Here is a 17,960-nt window from a genome sequence, read left to right on the forward strand (position 1 = left end):
TTTATAAATCCCCTTTCTCATTCTCGTTTTCGTATTTGGAAAGCTTGCTTTTCAGTTCTTCCACTTCTTTTTTGAGTGCTTTCTTTTCGATGTCTTCCATCATGGCGTCGATCCCGGAATCCGGCATATCGCGCTTTTGCAGATTGGCGCGGGCCGGCTGCGGACGATTCGGAGGAAACGGACGTTCAAACTCCCGTTCCTGGCCCAGCGGTCTCGGCGAACGCGGGTCATGAGGTCCATTGAAGCGCGAACCGTGAGGCTCGCGGTCATAGGCGTTATCCGGACGATACGGATCGCGATAAGCATCGCGGCCGTACGCGTCGGGTCCGTACGGGTAGTACGGCGGCGTCGGTTCCTTCGGAATCACTAGCGAAGCGATAAAGTAAATCGGCAGCATCGCTCCGCTGGTCAGCGGGATGGCGACAAGGAACAGAATACGGAGCAGCGTGGGATTCACGCCGAATTCGTGCGCGATTCCGCCGCAGAGTCCGGTAAGCATTCGGTCCTGGGTCGAGCGGTACAATCTTTGCATCCTCGCTTACTCCTTTCCTTCGCCCCGTTTCAATTTTTCCTTAAGACGGGCCATTTCCTCTTCAAGCAGATTGCCGACTTCGCCGATCTGTCTCGAGGCCTCCTGACCCAGCTTCCGGATATCGCGCAGGCTGTAAGTTTCGTATTCGATCGAGGACATTTGGTCGTCCAGTCGATCGAACATTTTCGGTACGTCCGAGTTATAACCGCCGGTGCGACGATTCAAGCGCTGTTGCAAACGAAGCGTCTCCATCCGGGCGTAGTAGTATTGGCGTTTGTTGTAAACGGTCTGATATTCGTTTCTAAGTACATTGAGCTGCTCGCCCAGTTCTTTGAGCGTGTCTTGGCTTTGCTCCCACAGTTCCAGGTACTGACGTTCCTTTTCCTCGTAAAGCATCTTTTCCTGCAAGGCCAGCTTCGCGATCGATTCCTCGTCCGCCTTGAGCGCCAGCACCGCCTGTTCTTCGCGCTTCTCGCGCATGGATGTGGCATGGTCGACCTGTTGACGGAGCTGCTTGCTGTGGTGCGCGCATTGATCGTACAAGCGCTGTACCTCGCCGATCTCCTGCCGGGTCTCCACCAGGAACTGATCGATGATCCGTACCGGGTCTTGGCTTTCTTCAAGCTTATCGTTAAGAGTGGCCAGCGTAATGTCTCTCATTCTTTTGAACATGCTCATTCGGCGTTTCTCCCTCCTCCGCATGGTTTGCGTTGATACAAGATGTTTCCGGGAACTTCCGATCCGGCTTTCGGAGGTTAGCCTCCGAAGCCGCGTCGGCTGTTCATGCGTTCATTGCGCTTGCTGACGATCCAGAAGATGCCTGCCGCGATCAACGCGATCCCGAGCAGCGGGCCGATCAGCCACGACAACTTCGACAGCAACATCAATCCTCCGACGATCAACAGCGACCAGCCCAGAAATGTTTTGCCTGTTTTAACTCCGTAATAACCGAGCGCGAAGATCGCGGCTGCGAACAAGAGTCCCACAAAGCTTCCGAACTTTCCGAACAGAATCAGCGCTCCCAGTACCAAAAGTACGATAGCCGGGATATTAAGTTTCATGCTTCTCATTAACTTTTCACCGCCTTCCCTGAATCAATTTCCTTATGCCTTTATTCTAGAGGTTCCCGCCTTTTCGCAACACGGCCTGCAGGCGGTTTTTGAACCTAGACCTGAGGCGGGGAACCATCTGGACCACAGGACTTTGACCGCGTTCGATAGAAGATTTGCGTGCGAATCGAATCCTTCACCCTTTAAGAAGGGTTCGCACGCCCGACTCGAAAACCGTCTCCGGCCACGGTACTGGAGCGTATCGAATATGGGAACGGGGTAAAAGGCAGGGAAGCCTTCTACGCGAAGCGTCGTTGTATAGTCGGCGTACAGTCGATATATTAAGGAAGAGCTTTATTGCGTCCGAGCTTTTGAAAAGGTTACAAAGATGTTCGGTTCGAAAAAAGGGGTTTTCATGTTACTATTTATTGAACGTATACCGATGGAAATAACTGTATGAGTTTAGGTCATGTCTTAAAACTCAACGCAGTGCATCTTTCACCGCCTTTTCGTGCTCTACTGCGTCACTGTTTCTCGACGTGCCCCGGCACGACTTCAAAAAAGTTCCTTGTTGAACACGAAAATTCGGCAAAATCTGCTTCCTTCGGAGTTTTCAGACATGCCCTAATTCCTTCTAAAATTGTAGGTGAATTCATGAATCGTACGAAAGCTATATTGGAAAAGCTGCAAATTTTGCGATTGTTCGCATTCCTGTATCGGATGAAGATCGTTCGGCTGCTCATTCCGGTTGCCGTGATCGCCTTCGTCTATTTTCAAAGCGAAGGCGAACTCCGCAAGCTGAATTTCTCCCGGATCCTGTTCGATATTCGGTCCATGCCATCCTGGGACATTGTACAAATCTTGGCGCTGTCGCTGGTGGCGGTATCCGTCATGAGCACTTACGACTTCCTGATTTGTCGGCATTTTCGGCTGAACGTAACCAAGTGGGCGGCGTTCCGCTACGGTTGGATCTCCAATACGTTCAATAACTTCCTGGGCTTTGCCGGCTTTACGGGTGCAGGCGTCCGCGCCTTGCTGTACCGCAATAGCGGCATTACGCTTGGGCAGATTACGCCGGCTATCGTGTTCTTGTCTCCGACGATGGTGACGGGACTTTCCGTGCTGGGATGGGCAGGCATTGTCGGGATCCTGCCGATCGGCTCCATGCTGACGGAGCATCGCTGGTTGATCTATGCCGTATGGGGCATGGCTCTCTATCTGCCGATCTTCCTGGTGATGCAACGCTCCAAGCTGTTCGCCAAGTACTTCCATAAGGAAGGTCAAGGGACCCGCCTCCCCTGGACCATTATCAGCAGCTCGGTCATGGCTTCCATATTGGAATGGTTTTTCGCCGGTCTGACCTTTTGGTTAATCTGTTCGAAATTCCTGCACGGGATGCCGCTCGGTCAGGCGCTCGCCATCTATAGCGTAGCGGCCATCGCCGGCATCGTCAGCTTTGCGCCGGGCGGAATCGGAGCTTTCGACATCACGGCGCTGCTCGGATTGCAATTGGCCGGGGTTAAACCGGAGACTGCACTGGCAACCATCGTGCTGTTCCGCGTGTTTTACTTCATTATTCCGTGGTTGATGGCGCTGGTCATGACGGCCTTCGAACTTCTTCCGGGCCGCCGCAAAGCCATTCGAAAAGAAACGGCGGCCGGCGAGTCCGGATCGGATGCTGTGCCGGGCTCTCATTCCAAGGCAGATCCCGAAGACTTCGACCGTCAAAACGCGGGCGTGGCGGCTTACTGGCAGCGTTTCTGGAATTGGCCCGGACAGTTCGGATTCCTGAGCGATATGGGCATATGGGCACTCGGCAAGCTGGTGCTCGTCTGCGGTCTGATCCTGCTGTTGTCCGCGGCGACGCCCGGGCTGCTGGATCGCGTACATTTCATGGCCCGGTTCTTGTCGACGCCGATCATGAAGCTGTCGCAGCAAATCTCGGTCGTGATCGGATTTATGCTGATTATCCTGTCGAGCGGCATCTCGCTCCGGCTGCGCCGCGCGCATCGGCTGACGTCGCTTCTGCTCGTCGCCGGCGCGATCTTCACCTTCTTCAAGGCTTTCGACTACGAAGAAGCGCTGGTCCTGTTGACGGTAGCGCTGTTGCTGTGGATCTCGCGCGCCCGATTCTATCGTTCCGGCGCTACGTTGTCTCGTAAAAGAATCTGGATCTGGTTCGGGTTTACTTTGGTGTTAGCCGGACTGTATTATCTGATCGGCACTTCGTCCCGTCCGCGCTTCCTGCATAATCTGCCTGCCGGATTCCGTCCGGAGTGGATCATGCAGCCGAGCGAATACGGCGCGATGGCCATCAGCGGAATCATTGGCGCCTGGATTTTGTTCTCGATTCTTGTGCTGCTTCGTCCGAAGCGCCAAGAAACGGATCTTCCTTGCGGAGATGAGTTGAAGCGTCTGGATGAATTTTTGCAAAAAGAAGAAGGCAATCTGCTCACCCATATGCTGTACCTTGGCGATAAACAGTTCTACTGGGCTCAAGACGGAAAAGTATTGATCCCTTACTCCCGTTCGCGAGACAAACTCGTCGTGCTCGGCGATCCGCTCGGGCCCAAAAAGCTGATCGGCGATGCGATTGAGGAGTTCCAGGCCTTTTCGGATCGATACGCCTTGGCCGTCGTATTCTATCAAGCTTCGCCGGACTATCTGTCGATCTACCATGAGAAAGGCTACCGCTTCTTCAAGCTCGGCGAGGAAGCTTTGATCAATCTGGAAACTTTCACGTTCTCGGGCAAAAAGATGACGGCATTCCGCACGGCCAAGAATCGCTTCGAGCGGGACGGCTACGTCTTCTCGGTGGAGTCGTCTCCTTATGATTCCGCATTAATTGAAGAATTACGCGGAATCTCAGCAACTTGGTTAGGTGACCGCAAAGAAAAAGGGTTCTCGCTCGGTTGGTTCGACGAGTCTTACATCCAACGTTCGCCGCTTGCGCTGCTGCGCGATCCGGAAGGCCGAATCGTCGCCTTTGCAACGCTGGCACCGGCTTATGACGGAGAACGTACCATTTCCGTCGATCTGATGCGTCATTTGCCGGATACGCCGAACGGAACGATGGACTTGCTCTTCGCACGATTGATCGAATGGGCGCAGGAACAAGGCTATAAAACGTTCAATCTCGGGATGGCCCCGCTCTCCAGCGTAGGCAAAAGCCGCAGCTCGCTGCGCGAAGAGAAGCTGGCGAACCTGGTCTTCCGTTATGGAGGCCATTTCTACGGATTCGAAGGACTGCGCCGTTATAAGGAGAAGTTTTTCCCGGAATGGCAGTCCCGCTACCTGGCTTATCCGGCCTCCGTCTCGCTTCCGGTTCTGCTCGTCGATCTGGTCGTGCTGGTATCCCGTAAACCGAAAAGCCGCGACCACAACCTGGGCACTTTGGAAATTGGCGAATCGCTGCCCGTAGGCGGAAACAGCAACTTGCTCGAAAAAAAACCGGCGTCTTCCGTTGATCGCGAAGGTACGGATTAACCGAGTTTACGTGCTCCCCGGGAGCACAAATGAGCAGGATTGGATCACAACGACTTCGAACCTATATAGGTCCGAAGTCGTTTTTTCATGCAGATTTGCAGAATGGAAACCGCGACATAGAGGATTAAGTAAAAACAGCACTTCACGGGATCATCCCTCGTAAAGTGCTGCTTTTGGCCGCTCGATTCAATCGCTGATCCGCCTGTTTTTGTTAGGGCGTGTACGCAAACTCGGACGACGTGCATCTTTTGCCGCCTTTTCATCCTCCGTTTCGTTACTTTCATTCGAACGTAATCCTCGGATTAAGAGTTGACAAGCTATTATTCCCCTTATTGCGCGATGCCTCGTAAATGCCATGAACGAGACTCAGCGCACGGCTGCCTTCTTCGGCATCAATCCAGAAGCGTCGTCTTTCCTGAATATGCCGGTAAAAGTCGCGGATCAAGAGTCCATGACTCACTCCCCAATACGACTTTGCACCGGTAGCCGTCTGCGAAGGCCGACATAATTCAGTCTCTTCGCCGTCTTGCAGCAAGAACACGCAATCGCGTCGTTGAAGCAGCGTCCCCTGTTCGAAGATCAATTCCAATTCGACCGGGCTGTTCGTCAGATAGGCATTGGTTCCATAAAATAAAGCTCGCACGCCGCTCGAAAAATCGATACACGCATGAGCCGTATCTTCAACTTCGATAACGTCACCCAGTACATCCGTCGTTACGCTGCCCGTAATGCGCTGCGCGTCTCCGCCCGCGAACCATTGCAGCAAATCCAGCGTGTGAATAGTCTGATTGATAAGCAGTCCTCCGCCTTCCGTTTCCCAACGGCCGCGCCATTCACTTTGCGTATAATATTCAGGCGGTCTGGACCAGGTCACCATGCCTTTCAGACAGAGCAAGCGTCCCAATTGGCCCGATTGAATTTGTTCATGAATGAGTCTGGAACTTTCGTTGTATCGATTTTGAAAAACGACGCCCAACTGCGCGCTGCTTTTGGCCGCAGCGGCCCGAACCGATGCTGCCGCCTCCGGCGTATGCGCCACCGGTTTCTCGGTCAGCACATGCTTGCCCGCCGCCAATAACTCTTCGATCATCGGCGCATGCAGATGATGCGGCGTGCAGACATGAACGACCTCAATGTCCGCTCGCCGCAAAACGGCCCGGTAGTCGCTGCCGGCTTCACAGCCGTAAATTTCGGCTTCCCGGCGAGCCTTCGCCAAGTCGATGTCCACGACAAGACGCAACTCTGCTTCCTCCATCTTGTTCAGAACCTGAGCATGCTGAGCGAAGATCGTTCCGCAGCCGATAACGGCTGCCCCTATTTTCTTCATAAGTCGCACCTTCCGTTTTGAACTTCCCGTTGCCGCATGCGCTGCACCGAATCGAATCGAACCGTTCGCGGTATCGACGCTACGCCCCGCTTCGGCCAACACACCGACCGGACCGATCGATTTCCCTATAAGCCCCGTCTTTCCGCCGCTGGCTTACGCAATGTATCCGGCGTCGTATTGAGCGCCTGATCCTGCGCCTCCAGACAAAGCCGCGCCGCCGTAAACGCATGCTCCTGCGTCATCGCGTTTTCCGTGCGATTCAGGCAGTCCAGAATCAACTGCCCGAAGAACGGGCAGCCGACCTTGCCGGATACCTGCTCGTAATGCTCGCCTTCCCGGTCGACCCAAAACACGTGGTCGCCGGAATCGGATCTCGCCACGTCCGTATACTTGCGCAGCTCGATATATCCTTCCGTGCCGAGGATCACGGTACGGCCGTCTCCCCAGGTCCCGAGTCCGGCGGGCGTCAGCCAATCGACGCGGAAATACTGCGTCGCTCCGTTATCCCCGACCAGCGTCGCGTCGCCGAAGTCTTCCAGTTCGGGATACTCCGGGCTGTGGTAATTGCCCACTTTGCTGTGCAGCACCTTCGCGCTTTTGCAGCCTGCATAATGCAGGAACTGCTCAATCTGGTGGCTGCCGATATCGCACAGGATGCCGCCGTAATCGTCACGCCGGAAAAACCAGTCCGGCCGCCCCGCCGCATTCAGACGATGCGGCCCCGTGCCCATGACCTGCACGACCCGGCCGATCGCGCCCTGGCGGATTAACTGATCCGCGTACACCGCGCTCTCCACATGCAGCCGCTCGCTGTAATACACCATGTATTTGCGGCCCGTGCGCGCCGCGCACGCTTCCGCTTCGTCGAGCTGCGCCAGCGTGGTGAACGGCGCCTTATCCGTGAAATAGTCTTTGCCGCTCTCCATCACTTTCACGCCGAGAGGTCCCCGTTTGGCCGGAATCGCGGCCGAAGCGACCAGCCGGACTTCCGGATCGGCCAAGATCTCTTCCAGCGAACCGGCCGCTTTTGCGCCCGGGAACATCGAGATAAACGTCTCTACCTTGGCTTCGTCGGGATCATACACCCATTTGACCGTACCGCCCACTTCCGTCAGTCCGTTGCACATCCCGTGAATATGTCCGTGATCGAGCGCCGCCGCCGCAAAAATGAACTCTCCCGCTTCTACAACAGGCTTCGCTTCGTGCTTCGGCGCGTAATTCATACCATCGCTTCGTACCATCCGCTATCCATCCTTCCGTTTTCCTTTTCACGATTGCTCGTTCCTGCTCCATGCTTCAGCCTTATCGCTTTGAAGCGCCCTACAGCGTCCTCTCCCGTTGAAGCAGTCCGTGCAGGTAATCCAGACTCATTTTGGCACTTTCGAACGGATCGCGACGGCACACGTCCTGCTCCACCACATACCATTCCACGTCAGTCGCCCGGCATGCTTCGATAATCGCCGGAATGTTCATGTTGCCGTGCCCCACTTCCGCGAAAACGGCTTGTCCGTCCACGATCTCCATATCTTTCAAATGAACGACTTGCATCCGCCCTTGGACTTTGTGCGCCCACTGCGCCGGATCGCCGCCGCCCGCCTGCACCCAGTACATATCCAATTCAAAGCCGAAGGCTTCAGGATCGCTTTCCTCCAGCAGAATATCCATCGCCGTGCGCCCGTCGTATTTTTCGAACTCCAACTGGTGGTTATGGTAGATGAATTGAAGACCCTGCTGCTTCAGCTTGCGCCCGATCTCCGAAGCTTCCTGCGCGAATGTCCGATAACTGTCGGCGCTTTTGCGAAATTTATCCGGCGCCATGCCCAGTCCCACGTACTTGCAATCCCATAGCTTATGCTGCTCGATCACCGCGTCCAGGTCGCCCGTCAGCCGATCGTAAGGAATATGCGTCGCGCAGATCGTCAGGTCGTTTTGAATCGCCAGTTCTTTCACCTTGCGCGGTTCGATCGGCCCGATCCCCGATACCTGAACCGCGTCATAACCCATCTTCTTCAGCTTGGAAAAAGTGTCCGCCAATCCCTGCTCGGTCTGCGCCTGCTCGCGAAACGTATACATCTGCGCCGCGATCGTCGATCTTTTCATCTTTTTTCCGCCTCTCCGTTTTCGTTGTCAGCTTACAATATCCGCCCGGTGCGTCAGTCGTACGTCAGCGCTCAATGCGTTCCGGATACGTTGAGCGTCGCTTCCGTGCCCGTCTTTTTCACGAACGTCGACTGCTTGATCCGCTCGTTCAGCTTTTCCAAATACGCGTCTTCGTCGATCGGAAGCTCAACCCAGCCGTCCGTCCAACTCGACAGATGCATCGCGTTCGACAGCGTCAGTCCGTGAATCCCTTCTTCGCCCGGCGCGATCAGCGGCTCCCTATGCAGGATCGCATTCGTAAAGTTGCGCAAAATGCCTTCGTGCTGCCCGCCGCTTCCGCTTTCGACCGGGATCTCGCACTTCCAGCATTCCGGCTGTCCGAATCCGCCTTTGTACGTCGCATTGAATTCCGGTTCCGGCGTGCGCAATCTCCAAAAAGTCAGCGTGTCGTCTTCGACCACGATTTTCCCGTTGTCGCCCGAAATCTCGAACCGATTGGTGCCCGGCGCTTCGCCGACCGTCGTCACGAACAATCCCGTCGCTCCGTTCTCGTACTCCACGTAAGCGGTGACATCGTCTTCCACCTCGATATTGCGCGTTTTCCCGAAACTGCAAAATGCGCGTACCCGCTTCGGCATCATCCCCGTCGTCCACTGCCACAGATCAAGCTGGTGCGGATCTTGATTCAACAACACGCCGCCTCCTTCGCCTTCCCAGGTTGCGCGCCAGCCGCCGGAATCGTAATAGCTTTGCGAACGGTACCAGTTGGTGATAATCCAATTCGTCCGCCGGATCTCGCCCAGTTCGCCGGATTGGATCAAATCCCGCAGCTTGCGGTACAGCGGATTCGTGCGTTGATTGTACATAATCCCAAATACCAGACCTGATTCCGCCGCTTTGGCTGCCGCTTCGTTCATCTGCCGCACGGCTTTCGTATACACGCCCGCCGGCTTTTCGATCAACACGTGCAGGCCGTATTGAAACGCTTCCATAGCCAAAGTCGGATGATCGTAGTGCGGCGTCGCGATCAGCACCGCATCCACTTCTCCCGACCGCATCAGCTCTTTGGGATCGGCGTAACGCTTGACGGATTCGGGCAACGCCCCCGCCGCCCAGTCCAGACGTTCTTGACGCACATCGCTGACCGCCGTCAAAGTCGCGCCCGCGATGTTGCCGATCAGGCTTTCGGCGTGCGAGCTTCCCATATTGCCGATTCCGATGATACCGAAACGCACTTTTTTTCCTATACTCGTCTCCATTGTATCCCTCCGTCGCTTGCGGGCTTTCGCCCGGGCTTCATACATGTAGAGAATACCGCACCCGCCGGTCAAAGGACATGAATAGGATTAAGAACTTTTTGTCTAAAACTAAGGTGTTTTCGCCAAATGGTGTATACTGCGGATAAAGAACGTTTACGAAAAGCGAGGGCCAAACATGCAAAAAAAACGCACGAACCTTCACCTTTCCGACACAATCGAAGCAGAGTCCGACTCTCCGCGTAATGCTCAACCTTCTTTTCATATCGATACGGCCGACCGTTTGATGGAAAACTTGACCGTTCACGTTTCCCATGCTTTTTATCGTGCAGGATATTACGGTTGGAACGCTCCCGATGAAAAGCCGTCGTTCAACCGCTTATATTACGTGACCGAAGGCGAAGGCGCAGTGACGCTGGACGGCGTTCGTTACGAACCGCGCGCAGGTCAACTGTTCATCATGCCGGCCGGAGCGGTGCAGACGCGTTTTACGCCGCCCGAGCATCCGTATTCCCGTTATTTCTGCCACTTTGACGCTCGGATCGGCGACTGGCCGTTGTTCCAAGCAGGTTCTGCCTTCCAGATCACGGACGTGACCGAACCCGCAAAGATCGAAGCCTTATTTGTTGAAATGATCGAACAGTCCGAGCGTCCCGGTCCTTTTGCCGCATTGCGGGTCAAAGCCTGCCTGCTTCAACTTCTGGCCTACTGTCTGGAAAAAGGGGAACATACCGGTTTCATGGACCGATTCATGCAGGGCAGCGAACGGGAAAAACTGGCCCGCGTGCTGCATTACGTCGATGAACGGCTTGCCGAAACGCTGGAGGTCGAAACGCTTGCCGAGCTGGTTCACCTGCATCCGAACTATTTTATTCCTTATTTTAAAAAACAAATGGGTATTACCCCGATGAATTATGTCCAGCAAAAACGAATCCAGTTGGCCCGCAGGCTGTTAACGTCGACCGATACCGGCATTTCGTTTATCGCCGAACGTGTCGGAATGGACGCGGCCCACTTTTCCCGTACCTTCAAAAAGGCGACCGGGGTCTCTCCCAGCGCTTATCGCAATAGTACGAGATAGAGCAGCAGTCAGCGGGTACCTTGTCAACGCTAAAGATACGAGTAGGATTCGTTTGCGCGCCCTCCCAAGCACTTTTTGCCGTGACGCCAAGAACCCGCGATACCGATAAAGGTCGCGGGTTTTTTTTGCAGCTTCGATCTCATTCTTGTCGCGCTATTTCATACTCCCGAATACGCGGAAAAAGCTCCGTCTACCGGGATAACCACGCCGTTCACGAATCCCGACGCTTCCTCGCTCACCAAGTACAGCAGCGTCCCGACCAGCTCCTTGGCTTCGCCAAAGCGCCCCATAGGCGTGCTGTTCAAGATTTTCGCCGAACGCTCCGTCAGGGTACCGTCTTCGTTTTTAAGCAGCTTCTCGTTTTGCGCAGTCAGGAAAAAGCCGGGCGCGATCGCGTTGACCCGTATACCCGCTTTGGAAAAATAGACGGCCAACCACTGGGTGAAGTTGCTGACCGCCGCTTTGGCACCGCTGTAAGCCGGAATCTTGGTTAGCGGCGTGTACGCGTTCATCGAAGAAATATTGACGATCGTCGAGCCCTCGCGCCCGACCATATCGGTCGCAAACTCCTGACTAGGCAGCAGCGTACCGAGGAAATTCACGTCCATGACGAACTTTAAGCCTTCCGTATCCAAGTCGAAAAAGCTTCGCCCAGCACCGTCGCTTTTTTCCTCAGACTGCGAAGGCGTCCAATACTCCTCGGTCGTCGTCGCCTGCGGATGGTTGCCGCCGGCTCCGTTGATCAGAATATCGCAGGGACCCAACTCGCTTCGTATGCGCTCGTGTGCCTGTTTCAGCGCCGCTTTGTCAAGAACGTCCGCTGCCACGCCGATTGCTTTTCCGCCGCGCGCAATGACTTCGGCTGCCTTGGCCTCCGCTTCGCCTTGGTTACGGCTCAACACGGCCACGGATGCTCCGCACTCGGCCAACGCATCCACGAAGCCTGAACACAGCACGCCGGTTCCTCCGGTGACGACCGCTACTTTTCCGTTCAAATCGATGTTAAAAGGCAGCTTTGCCATGCTTCCTCCTCCTTTGTCGGATCAAAGATCCGCGGACGCTTTGGCTTTTTTCGTCGCTTCCGCAAGTCCGTTGATATACACCGCGCCCAACGCCCGGTCGTACAATCCATACCCCGCGCGACCGGTCTCGCCCCAAATCATGCGCCCGTGGTCGGAACGGAACGGGCCGTCGAAGCCGTAATCGGTATACGCTTTGACGATCTCGTAAAAGTCCAGGGAGCCCCAGTCCGACAAATGCCCCGATTCGCGGAACGATTTTTCCCCGGTAATCTTCACGTTGCGCAGATGCGCGAAATGTACCCGATCCCGCACGCCGCCGAAGTACCGGACCATATCGACGAAATCGTTGTTCGGGTCGCAGCCGAGCGAGCCCGAGCATAACGTCAATCCGTGATACGGCGAATCGTTCAGGTTCAGGAAGCGTTCCAGATTTTCTTTGTTGGTGATAATGCGCGGCAGACCGAAGATCGGCCAAGGCGGATCATCCGGATGAATCCCCATTTTGATCTCGTTCTCGGCCGCAACCGGAATGACGCGCTCGATAAAGTAAGCCAGATGCTCCCAGAGCTGCTCTTCGCCGACCTGTTCATACTGCTCCAACAGATGACCCAGCCCGCCTTCTCCATAAGACGTGTCCCAACCGGGCAAAGCCAGCTCGCCGAGCTTCGGGTCCATCCGGCGGATAATCTCTTCTTCATAGATCAGCGTGGTCGAACCGTCCGGCAGCTCGAATTCCAGATCGGACCGCGTCCAGTCGAATACCGGCATAAAGTTATAGCAGACGACCGGAATTCCGGCTTGCCCCAGATTCCGCAGCGTCTGTGCATAGTTCTCGATATACCGATCGCGCGTCGGAAGACCCAGTTTAATATCTTCATGCACGGGAACGCTTTCAATTACGGATAGCTTAAGCCCTACGCCTTCTACTCGTTCCTTCAAAGCCTGAATCTTGTCCAGCGGCCAAACCTCTCCGACAGGCACGTCGTAAATAGCACTGACAATCCCTTTCATGCCCGGAATCTGCGCGATATACTCCAGCTTGACCGGATCATCTTCGCCGTACCAACGAAACGTCATTTCCATTCGGCTTCACTCCTTTATTTTAACATTCATATTGGCATACTAGCATGCCAGTATGAATGATGCAAGATTTGCATGTTCAATAAGTCGTTCGAGGATCGAATGATCCCTGTTCTTTTAATGCGTAATCGAAAAACTGAAGGATCAACTCGTTTTGCGTCTCGATCGCTGTATATTTATCGATATCCGCCCGGCCGCCCTGCAATAAGTTGGCGAGAAAAGGCGAATACAACGGCAGATCCGTCAGGCTTAAATGCTTGGCTCCTTCAAAATGAACGGTATATGCATCTGCGAAAGCAGGGTTCGAAATCCGATTCGCGATATACGCCGAGCTGCTGTCAAGCTGTACCCACACATCATCCGAATACACGTTCAGAAGAGGAATCGTATACGGTTCGGACTTGGCAACTAGATCATCGGCAGCCGGATCATAACGAATCTCGCTGAAAAACGGCGCGTCTATATTCACTACCGCATCGATATCCTGACGTTGGCGACTTAACCCTATACTTGCTGCGCCTCCCATCGAATGACCGAAAGCCCCTATTTTCTTCGTATCGATCCGCGCATAGATTGAATCTGATTTTTGCTCGGCATGCTCCAAAACGGTATCGATCACAAAACTCATATCGTCGGTTCGCAATTCCGTCCATTTTTGCGTAAGTTCGAAAAATTCTTCGAGCGAATACGCGCCTTCTCGGTTAGCCTCATTAACTTCCCGCATGTATTCTTGGTTGATCGTCACGACTTCTCCGCTGTCGGAGACGGTATAAAACGAATGGTAGGGATGATCGATCGAAACTACCATATAACCGTGACTTGCGAGCTCCGTGAAAGTGGAATCATTGCTTGTTTTAATACCGAAGGCTCCGTGCGAGAACACCAGTAACGGGTATGTACCGTTCGCGCTTACAGAGTCGGGATACCAGAATTCCGCGTTAACCGACCGCTGCTTTTCTTCATCGGTAAATTCTTCCGTACGATCAAAATCGGTGTACGTATAAGTCGCTGTATTTACGGGGTAAGGTCCGGTCACTTGAGGCAATCTGTGCTGCGGAAAAAGCAAAACAGGAATAAGCGTAACAAACACGGCAAAGGCTAATAGAACGGATTTTAGCAGTGCAGAAAAAACGCTGCGAGGGTAAGCGGATATACGTTTACGCAGCAGAATAACGATTTCTTTTACAGCCAAGATTAACAGCAAGCCTGCAAACAATCCCCAAGCGGCATGCCATACGATCACCTTGCTCATAATCAGTACAACAAATCCCAAAAACACGGAAATTCTTGTCCAACTTTTGATCCTGCTGCGGTTATTTCGAGTGATCAGGGCATAAACGGCAAGGGTCAGCTCAATCGTTAGCGCAACTCCAAGTATGACTAGTTCCATAACATTTCTCAGCTCCTCCGGCTTTTATGCATTCATCATAAAAAACCAAGGAAGCGATGTATACGGATAAGCAATAAGCTGTAGCTGAGAGAGGATAAGTTGCAAAAAAACATCCAAAATCTTTGCTTCAATCAATGTCAAAGTTTGTTTTTAAATGTTTGGAGTCTCTCGTTGATCTGTTGAGCTTCCTTTTGATCATTCCGATAAGATAACAAACGAACGATGAGGTATACAACTGCAATTTGTACAGCCAGTAACGAGATTGCGAACATGCTTTGAACCAAATTAAACAGGAGCGCCAAAGAAACCAGAAGCGCTTCAAGCACGAAAAAATGGACAATAACCCGGATGCGCATTTTTCTTTCACTTATGGCATACGGCGTATATAGAATAACTCCAGTCAACGCCCCTATAAAAGAAAAAGCCATAATCGTGAAAACTGCCTTTAACTCAAAGCTTGCTTCAGGTGCGTAGATTTGCCGCAACACGGTGATGATGATCATAATTGAGGCAAATATCATCAAGAAACTTCTTAGAATCTCTTTGAACAATTCAAAAATCTTCATGGATGTCCTCCTTTTCATAATCCCAGTCTGTGCTTGAGCACAGGCACATATTGCCTCGATATAACCACCTTTTCTCCGTTCTCCAGCAATGCCTGAAAACGACCGCTGATCGAAGGATGAACGCTGACAATCTTGGCGATATTTAAAAGGGTAGACTTTGAAGCACGAAAATAAGGGCTATCTTCGCAAAGCTCTTCTAGCTCGTACAGCTTTTGCTTCACCTCATGAACGCTATTTTCACCGTATGCAAACACTTTTCCATCGACCGCTTCGAAATAATAAAGATCGTTTACTTTAATTCGGCTGATCTGATCTTCGTGATGACCTAATATGATGAGTGGCTTGGCCTTCAATTGATCAACAAGCTCGTGAATCTCATCGTCAACCTGGTGGCATCGGATCAGGATCTCTTCTTCTTGCGCAGGGCTAATCACTTCGATCGAAATTTTAATAGAAACCACCTTCGTAAACTGACATAAAAACTTATTCCGCCAGTAATTTTGTCCAGCGACTCATAGGTTCGATAATATGGCGATGTATCGCTGATTCTACGTCATCTACTCGCCGCTCGGCTATGATTTCGATCAGGCTTCGATGCTGCTCTATAGCCTGAGTAAAGTCGTATTCGATTTCAAACATCAGTCTCATGCGGTTATAATGCGTGCTTAAACGAGTGATCGAACCCCAGACATGTTCTTTGCCGCAGCCTCGGAATAACAAAGAATGAAATTCGTTATCCAGTTCGTGAAACTGCGAAGCTTCACTTTGGCTCTGCCGTAAGCTTTCTTGCTTCTCTACATTATGTCGAAGCGCCAGTAAATTTTCTCCCGGGAATCGATTACAGGCGAGCAGCAGCACTTCTTTTTCCAAAGAAAAACGCATAAATACAGCCTGGTCGATCAATTGAGGATCAATCTTAGATATGTAGGTACCGACCTGCGGAATTACGTCAACCAAGTATTCTTCTTTCAGTCTGGACATGACTTCACGCACAGGTGTGCGCGAGAGCTGAAGCGCCGCGGCCAAATCAATCTCGCTGACTGCTTTTCCAGGCTCTAGCGTCAAATTCATAATATTTTGCCGAATCACTCGATACGCATAATCTTTCCCATTCTCGCCCGGCAGTCTGTTCGTGCTGCTCAACATTCCGCACCCACCTTCCTGTTCTTGTGTTTCGTATCATTCGCTTATTTTTGCACAAACAAAAACGGCTTTGCAAGATCACTGTTAAAGTAATCTTACAAAGCCGCTTTCTCTTATACCGGTGAAAGGACTCGAACCTTCACGGGTCTCCCCACTCGATTTTGAGTCGAGCGCGTCTGCCATTCCGCCACACCGGCACATCCAAAGTAAATATGGCGCGCCCTAAGAGATTCGAACTCCTGGCCTTTTGATTCGTAGTCAAACGCTCTATCCAGCTGAGCTAAGGGCGCAAGGTTTTTCATTGAACCAAGAAAATAAACTGGAGGCGCCACCCAGATTCGAACTGGGGGTAGAGCTTTTGCAGAGCTGTGCCTTACCACTTGGCTATGGCGCCGAAATGAAAATGGAGCGGACGACGGGAATCGAACCCGCGACCCTCGCCTTGGCAAGGCGATGCTCTACCGCTGAGCCACGTCCGCTTAAAACATTAAAGTTATATGGCTGGGGGTATAGGATTTGAACCTATGCGTGACGGAGTCAAAGTCCGTTGCCTTACCGCTTGGCTAACCCCCAAAAAATAAAGGGCGATCGACGGGAATTGAACCCGCGAATGTCGGAGTCACAGTCCGATGCGTTAACCCCTTCGCCACGACCGCCATGTTGCAAAATGAAACTTTGGGTTAAATATGAATTTCTATGGCAGGGGCAGCAGGAATTGAACCCACACTAACGGTTTTGGAGACCGCTGTTCTACCTTTAAACTATGCCCCTATAACTGGTGGAGGCTGATGGATTCGAACCACCGAACTCAGAGAGAACAGATTTACAGTCTGCTGCGTTTGGCCACTTCGCTAAGCCTCCACAGTCAAAAAATGGTGCCGGCGAGAGGACTTGAACCCCCAACCTACTGATTACAAGTCAGTTGCTCTACCAATTGAGCTACACCGGCTTATTAATTGATTGTGAAAAGATATGAAGTTTTTGATGGTGGCTCGGGACGGAATCGAACCGCCGACACAAGGATTTTCAGTCCTTTGCTCTACCGACTGAGCTACCGAGCCTAGCAGTTTTTCCTCAGAGCCCCAATCAAGAGCACTTGCAGAAGAATAAAAATGGCGGAACCGACGGGATTTGAACCCGCGATCTCCTGCGTGACAGGCAGGCATGTTAACCCCTACACCACGGTTCCAAGCCATAAGGTGAAGCAATTGCGGGGGCAGGATTTGAACCTGCGACCTTCGGGTTATGAGCCCGACGAGCTACCGAGCTGCTCCACCCCGCGTCAGAGTGTAAAACAATATGGTGGAGGCTGAGGGGATCGAACCCCCGACCCTCTGCTTGTAAGGCAGATGCTCTCCCAGCTGAGCTAAGCCTCCATTTCACATACGCTTACTATTATATCAGGTTAGCAGCCTTATGTCAAATGTTTTTTCATGCTTTTTTCTTCTGTAGAAGAAGAATGACCCGTAGGGGATTCGAACCCCTGTTACCTCCGTGAAAGGGAGGTGTCTTAACCCCTTGACCAACGGGCCTTACTGTAAAATTTTATGGCGGAGAGAGAGGGATTCGAACCCTCGAGACGCTTTAGACGCCTACACGATTTCCAATCGTGCTCCTTCGGCCACTCGGACACCTCTCCATAATGGCTCCCCGAACAGGACTCGAACCTGTGACAACTCGATTAACAGTCGAGTGCTCTACCAACTGAGCTATCAGGGAACAAAACGCTCCATATTTGTCTCTTCGCTCCGCTTGGTTCCTCCTTTCGGACAAAATATCCTCAAGTTGGGTAATCCAAAAGTCGCTCAGATTCAAATATTTCGCTAAGCAGCTTAAAACACTAAGCTACGCACAAGGCTTGCACCTTGAAAACCGGATCCGAAACGATCTCTTCGCGTCTGTTCGAAGTTGTTTTCTTACGAAAACGT

15 protein-coding genes and 16 tRNA genes are annotated in these 17,960 nt (G+C 52.6%); 2 read left to right on the forward strand and 29 right to left on the reverse strand.

Annotation, left to right across the window (positions count from 1 at the left end; genetic code table 11):
- Position 1: 1 nt before the first annotated feature.
- The 3 genes from SACSAC_RS25505 to SACSAC_RS25515 all read right to left on the reverse strand — a co-directional run bounded on the left by SACSAC_RS25505 (position 2) and on the right by SACSAC_RS25515 (position 1,602).
- On the reverse strand, positions 2–532 hold the full coding sequence (locus SACSAC_RS25505; protein WP_037291302.1) for a PspC domain-containing protein: 531 nt from the start codon (positions 530–532) through the stop codon (positions 2–4).
- 6 nt (positions 533–538) lie between these two features.
- On the reverse strand, positions 539–1,210 hold the full coding sequence (locus tag SACSAC_RS25510; protein WP_037291305.1) for a PspA/IM30 family protein: 672 nt from the start codon (positions 1,208–1,210) through the stop codon (positions 539–541).
- A gap of 77 nt (positions 1,211–1,287) precedes the next feature.
- Positions 1,288–1,602 (reverse strand): hypothetical protein, encoded by a 315-nt coding sequence (locus SACSAC_RS25515; protein ID WP_037291307.1) that lies wholly within the window; start codon positions 1,600–1,602, stop codon positions 1,288–1,290.
- A 633-nt stretch (positions 1,603–2,235) separates the two neighbouring features.
- On the opposite strand from SACSAC_RS25515, the gene mprF reads away from it, so the two are divergent.
- Positions 2,236–5,067, forward strand: coding sequence for a bifunctional lysylphosphatidylglycerol flippase/synthetase MprF (mprF, locus tag SACSAC_RS25520; protein ID WP_051507416.1), 2,832 nt, complete (start codon positions 2,236–2,238; stop codon positions 5,065–5,067).
- A 280-nt stretch (positions 5,068–5,347) separates the two neighbouring features.
- On the opposite strand, the gene SACSAC_RS25530 is transcribed toward mprF, so the two are convergent.
- From SACSAC_RS25530 to SACSAC_RS25545, 4 genes are all read right to left on the reverse strand, one after another.
- On the reverse strand, positions 5,348–6,394 hold the full coding sequence (locus SACSAC_RS25530) for a Gfo/Idh/MocA family protein (RefSeq protein WP_037293779.1): 1,047 nt from the start codon (positions 6,392–6,394) through the stop codon (positions 5,348–5,350).
- Positions 6,395–6,519: 125 nt separating this feature from the next.
- Complete coding sequence (locus SACSAC_RS25535; protein ID WP_037291312.1) at positions 6,520–7,635, reverse strand: Gfo/Idh/MocA family protein; 1,116 nt, start codon at positions 7,633–7,635, stop codon at positions 6,520–6,522.
- A 79-nt stretch (positions 7,636–7,714) separates the two neighbouring features.
- The gene (locus SACSAC_RS25540; protein WP_037291314.1) at positions 7,715–8,494 is read right to left on the reverse strand and encodes a sugar phosphate isomerase/epimerase family protein; all 780 of its coding nucleotides are present in this window, start codon (positions 8,492–8,494) and stop codon (positions 7,715–7,717) included.
- Positions 8,495–8,565: 71 nt separating this feature from the next.
- Positions 8,566–9,753 carry a Gfo/Idh/MocA family protein gene (locus tag SACSAC_RS25545; protein ID WP_037291316.1) on the reverse strand — a complete coding sequence of 396 codons (1,188 nt, stop codon included), beginning with the start codon at positions 9,751–9,753 and terminating at the stop codon, positions 8,566–8,568.
- 175 nt (positions 9,754–9,928) lie between these two features.
- On the opposite strand from SACSAC_RS25545, the gene SACSAC_RS25550 reads away from it, so the two are divergent.
- Positions 9,929–10,831: a helix-turn-helix domain-containing protein gene (locus tag SACSAC_RS25550; protein ID WP_084778364.1), complete on the forward strand. Its 903-nt coding sequence runs from the start codon at positions 9,929–9,931 to the stop codon at positions 10,829–10,831.
- Positions 10,832–10,989: 158 nt separating this feature from the next.
- Here the strand turns inward: SACSAC_RS25550 and SACSAC_RS25555 are convergent, their stop codons facing one another.
- The 22 genes from SACSAC_RS25555 to SACSAC_RS25660 form a co-directional block, all read right to left on the reverse strand.
- Positions 10,990–11,853 carry an SDR family oxidoreductase gene (locus SACSAC_RS25555; protein ID WP_037291317.1) on the reverse strand — a complete coding sequence of 288 codons (864 nt, stop codon included), beginning with the start codon at positions 11,851–11,853 and terminating at the stop codon, positions 10,990–10,992.
- 21 nt (positions 11,854–11,874) lie between these two features.
- Positions 11,875–12,936 (reverse strand): mannonate dehydratase, encoded by a 1,062-nt coding sequence (locus SACSAC_RS25560; RefSeq protein ID WP_037291319.1) that lies wholly within the window; start codon positions 12,934–12,936, stop codon positions 11,875–11,877.
- Between the two features lie 76 nt (positions 12,937–13,012).
- Positions 13,013–14,323: an alpha/beta hydrolase family protein gene (locus tag SACSAC_RS25565; RefSeq protein WP_037291322.1), complete on the reverse strand. Its 1,311-nt coding sequence runs from the start codon at positions 14,321–14,323 to the stop codon at positions 13,013–13,015.
- Positions 14,324–14,460: 137 nt separating this feature from the next.
- Positions 14,461–14,889, reverse strand: coding sequence for a DUF3021 family protein (locus tag SACSAC_RS25570; protein ID WP_037291324.1), 429 nt, complete (start codon positions 14,887–14,889; stop codon positions 14,461–14,463).
- A gap of 14 nt (positions 14,890–14,903) precedes the next feature.
- The gene (locus SACSAC_RS25575; RefSeq protein WP_245608704.1) at positions 14,904–15,350 is read right to left on the reverse strand and encodes a LytTR family DNA-binding domain-containing protein; all 447 of its coding nucleotides are present in this window, start codon (positions 15,348–15,350) and stop codon (positions 14,904–14,906) included.
- Between the two features lie 22 nt (positions 15,351–15,372).
- Positions 15,373–16,035: a GntR family transcriptional regulator gene (locus SACSAC_RS25580; protein ID WP_037291327.1), complete on the reverse strand. Its 663-nt coding sequence runs from the start codon at positions 16,033–16,035 to the stop codon at positions 15,373–15,375.
- Between the two features lie 113 nt (positions 16,036–16,148).
- Positions 16,149–16,229: transfer RNA gene (locus tag SACSAC_RS25585), tRNA-Leu, on the reverse strand.
- Between the two features lie 16 nt (positions 16,230–16,245).
- A tRNA-Arg gene (locus SACSAC_RS25590) sits at positions 16,246–16,322 on the reverse strand.
- 30 nt (positions 16,323–16,352) lie between these two features.
- Positions 16,353–16,426 (reverse strand) — tRNA-Cys (locus SACSAC_RS25595).
- Between the two features lie 10 nt (positions 16,427–16,436).
- A tRNA-Gly gene (locus tag SACSAC_RS25600) sits at positions 16,437–16,511 on the reverse strand.
- A 19-nt stretch (positions 16,512–16,530) separates the two neighbouring features.
- A tRNA-Gln gene (locus tag SACSAC_RS25605) sits at positions 16,531–16,605 on the reverse strand.
- 10 nt (positions 16,606–16,615) lie between these two features.
- Positions 16,616–16,688, reverse strand: a tRNA-His gene (locus SACSAC_RS25610).
- A 41-nt stretch (positions 16,689–16,729) separates the two neighbouring features.
- Positions 16,730–16,803 (reverse strand) — tRNA-Trp (locus tag SACSAC_RS25615).
- A 5-nt stretch (positions 16,804–16,808) separates the two neighbouring features.
- Positions 16,809–16,893: transfer RNA gene (locus SACSAC_RS25620), tRNA-Tyr, on the reverse strand.
- A gap of 12 nt (positions 16,894–16,905) precedes the next feature.
- Positions 16,906–16,981 (reverse strand) — tRNA-Thr (locus SACSAC_RS25625).
- 36 nt (positions 16,982–17,017) lie between these two features.
- Positions 17,018–17,093: transfer RNA gene (locus SACSAC_RS25630), tRNA-Phe, on the reverse strand.
- 52 nt (positions 17,094–17,145) lie between these two features.
- A tRNA-Asp gene (locus tag SACSAC_RS25635) sits at positions 17,146–17,221 on the reverse strand.
- Between the two features lie 19 nt (positions 17,222–17,240).
- Positions 17,241–17,314: transfer RNA gene (locus SACSAC_RS25640), tRNA-Met, on the reverse strand.
- A gap of 18 nt (positions 17,315–17,332) precedes the next feature.
- Positions 17,333–17,408: transfer RNA gene (locus tag SACSAC_RS25645), tRNA-Val, on the reverse strand.
- 84 nt (positions 17,409–17,492) lie between these two features.
- Positions 17,493–17,564: transfer RNA gene (locus tag SACSAC_RS25650), tRNA-Glu, on the reverse strand.
- A 16-nt stretch (positions 17,565–17,580) separates the two neighbouring features.
- Positions 17,581–17,671, reverse strand: a tRNA-Ser gene (locus SACSAC_RS25655).
- 4 nt (positions 17,672–17,675) lie between these two features.
- A tRNA-Asn gene (locus SACSAC_RS25660) sits at positions 17,676–17,751 on the reverse strand.
- Positions 17,752–17,960: the final 209 nt, after the last annotated feature.

Origin of the sequence: Saccharibacillus sacchari DSM 19268 (genome assembly GCF_000585395.1) — a bacterium.
Lineage (GTDB): Bacteria > Bacillota > Bacilli > Paenibacillales > Paenibacillaceae > Saccharibacillus > Saccharibacillus sacchari.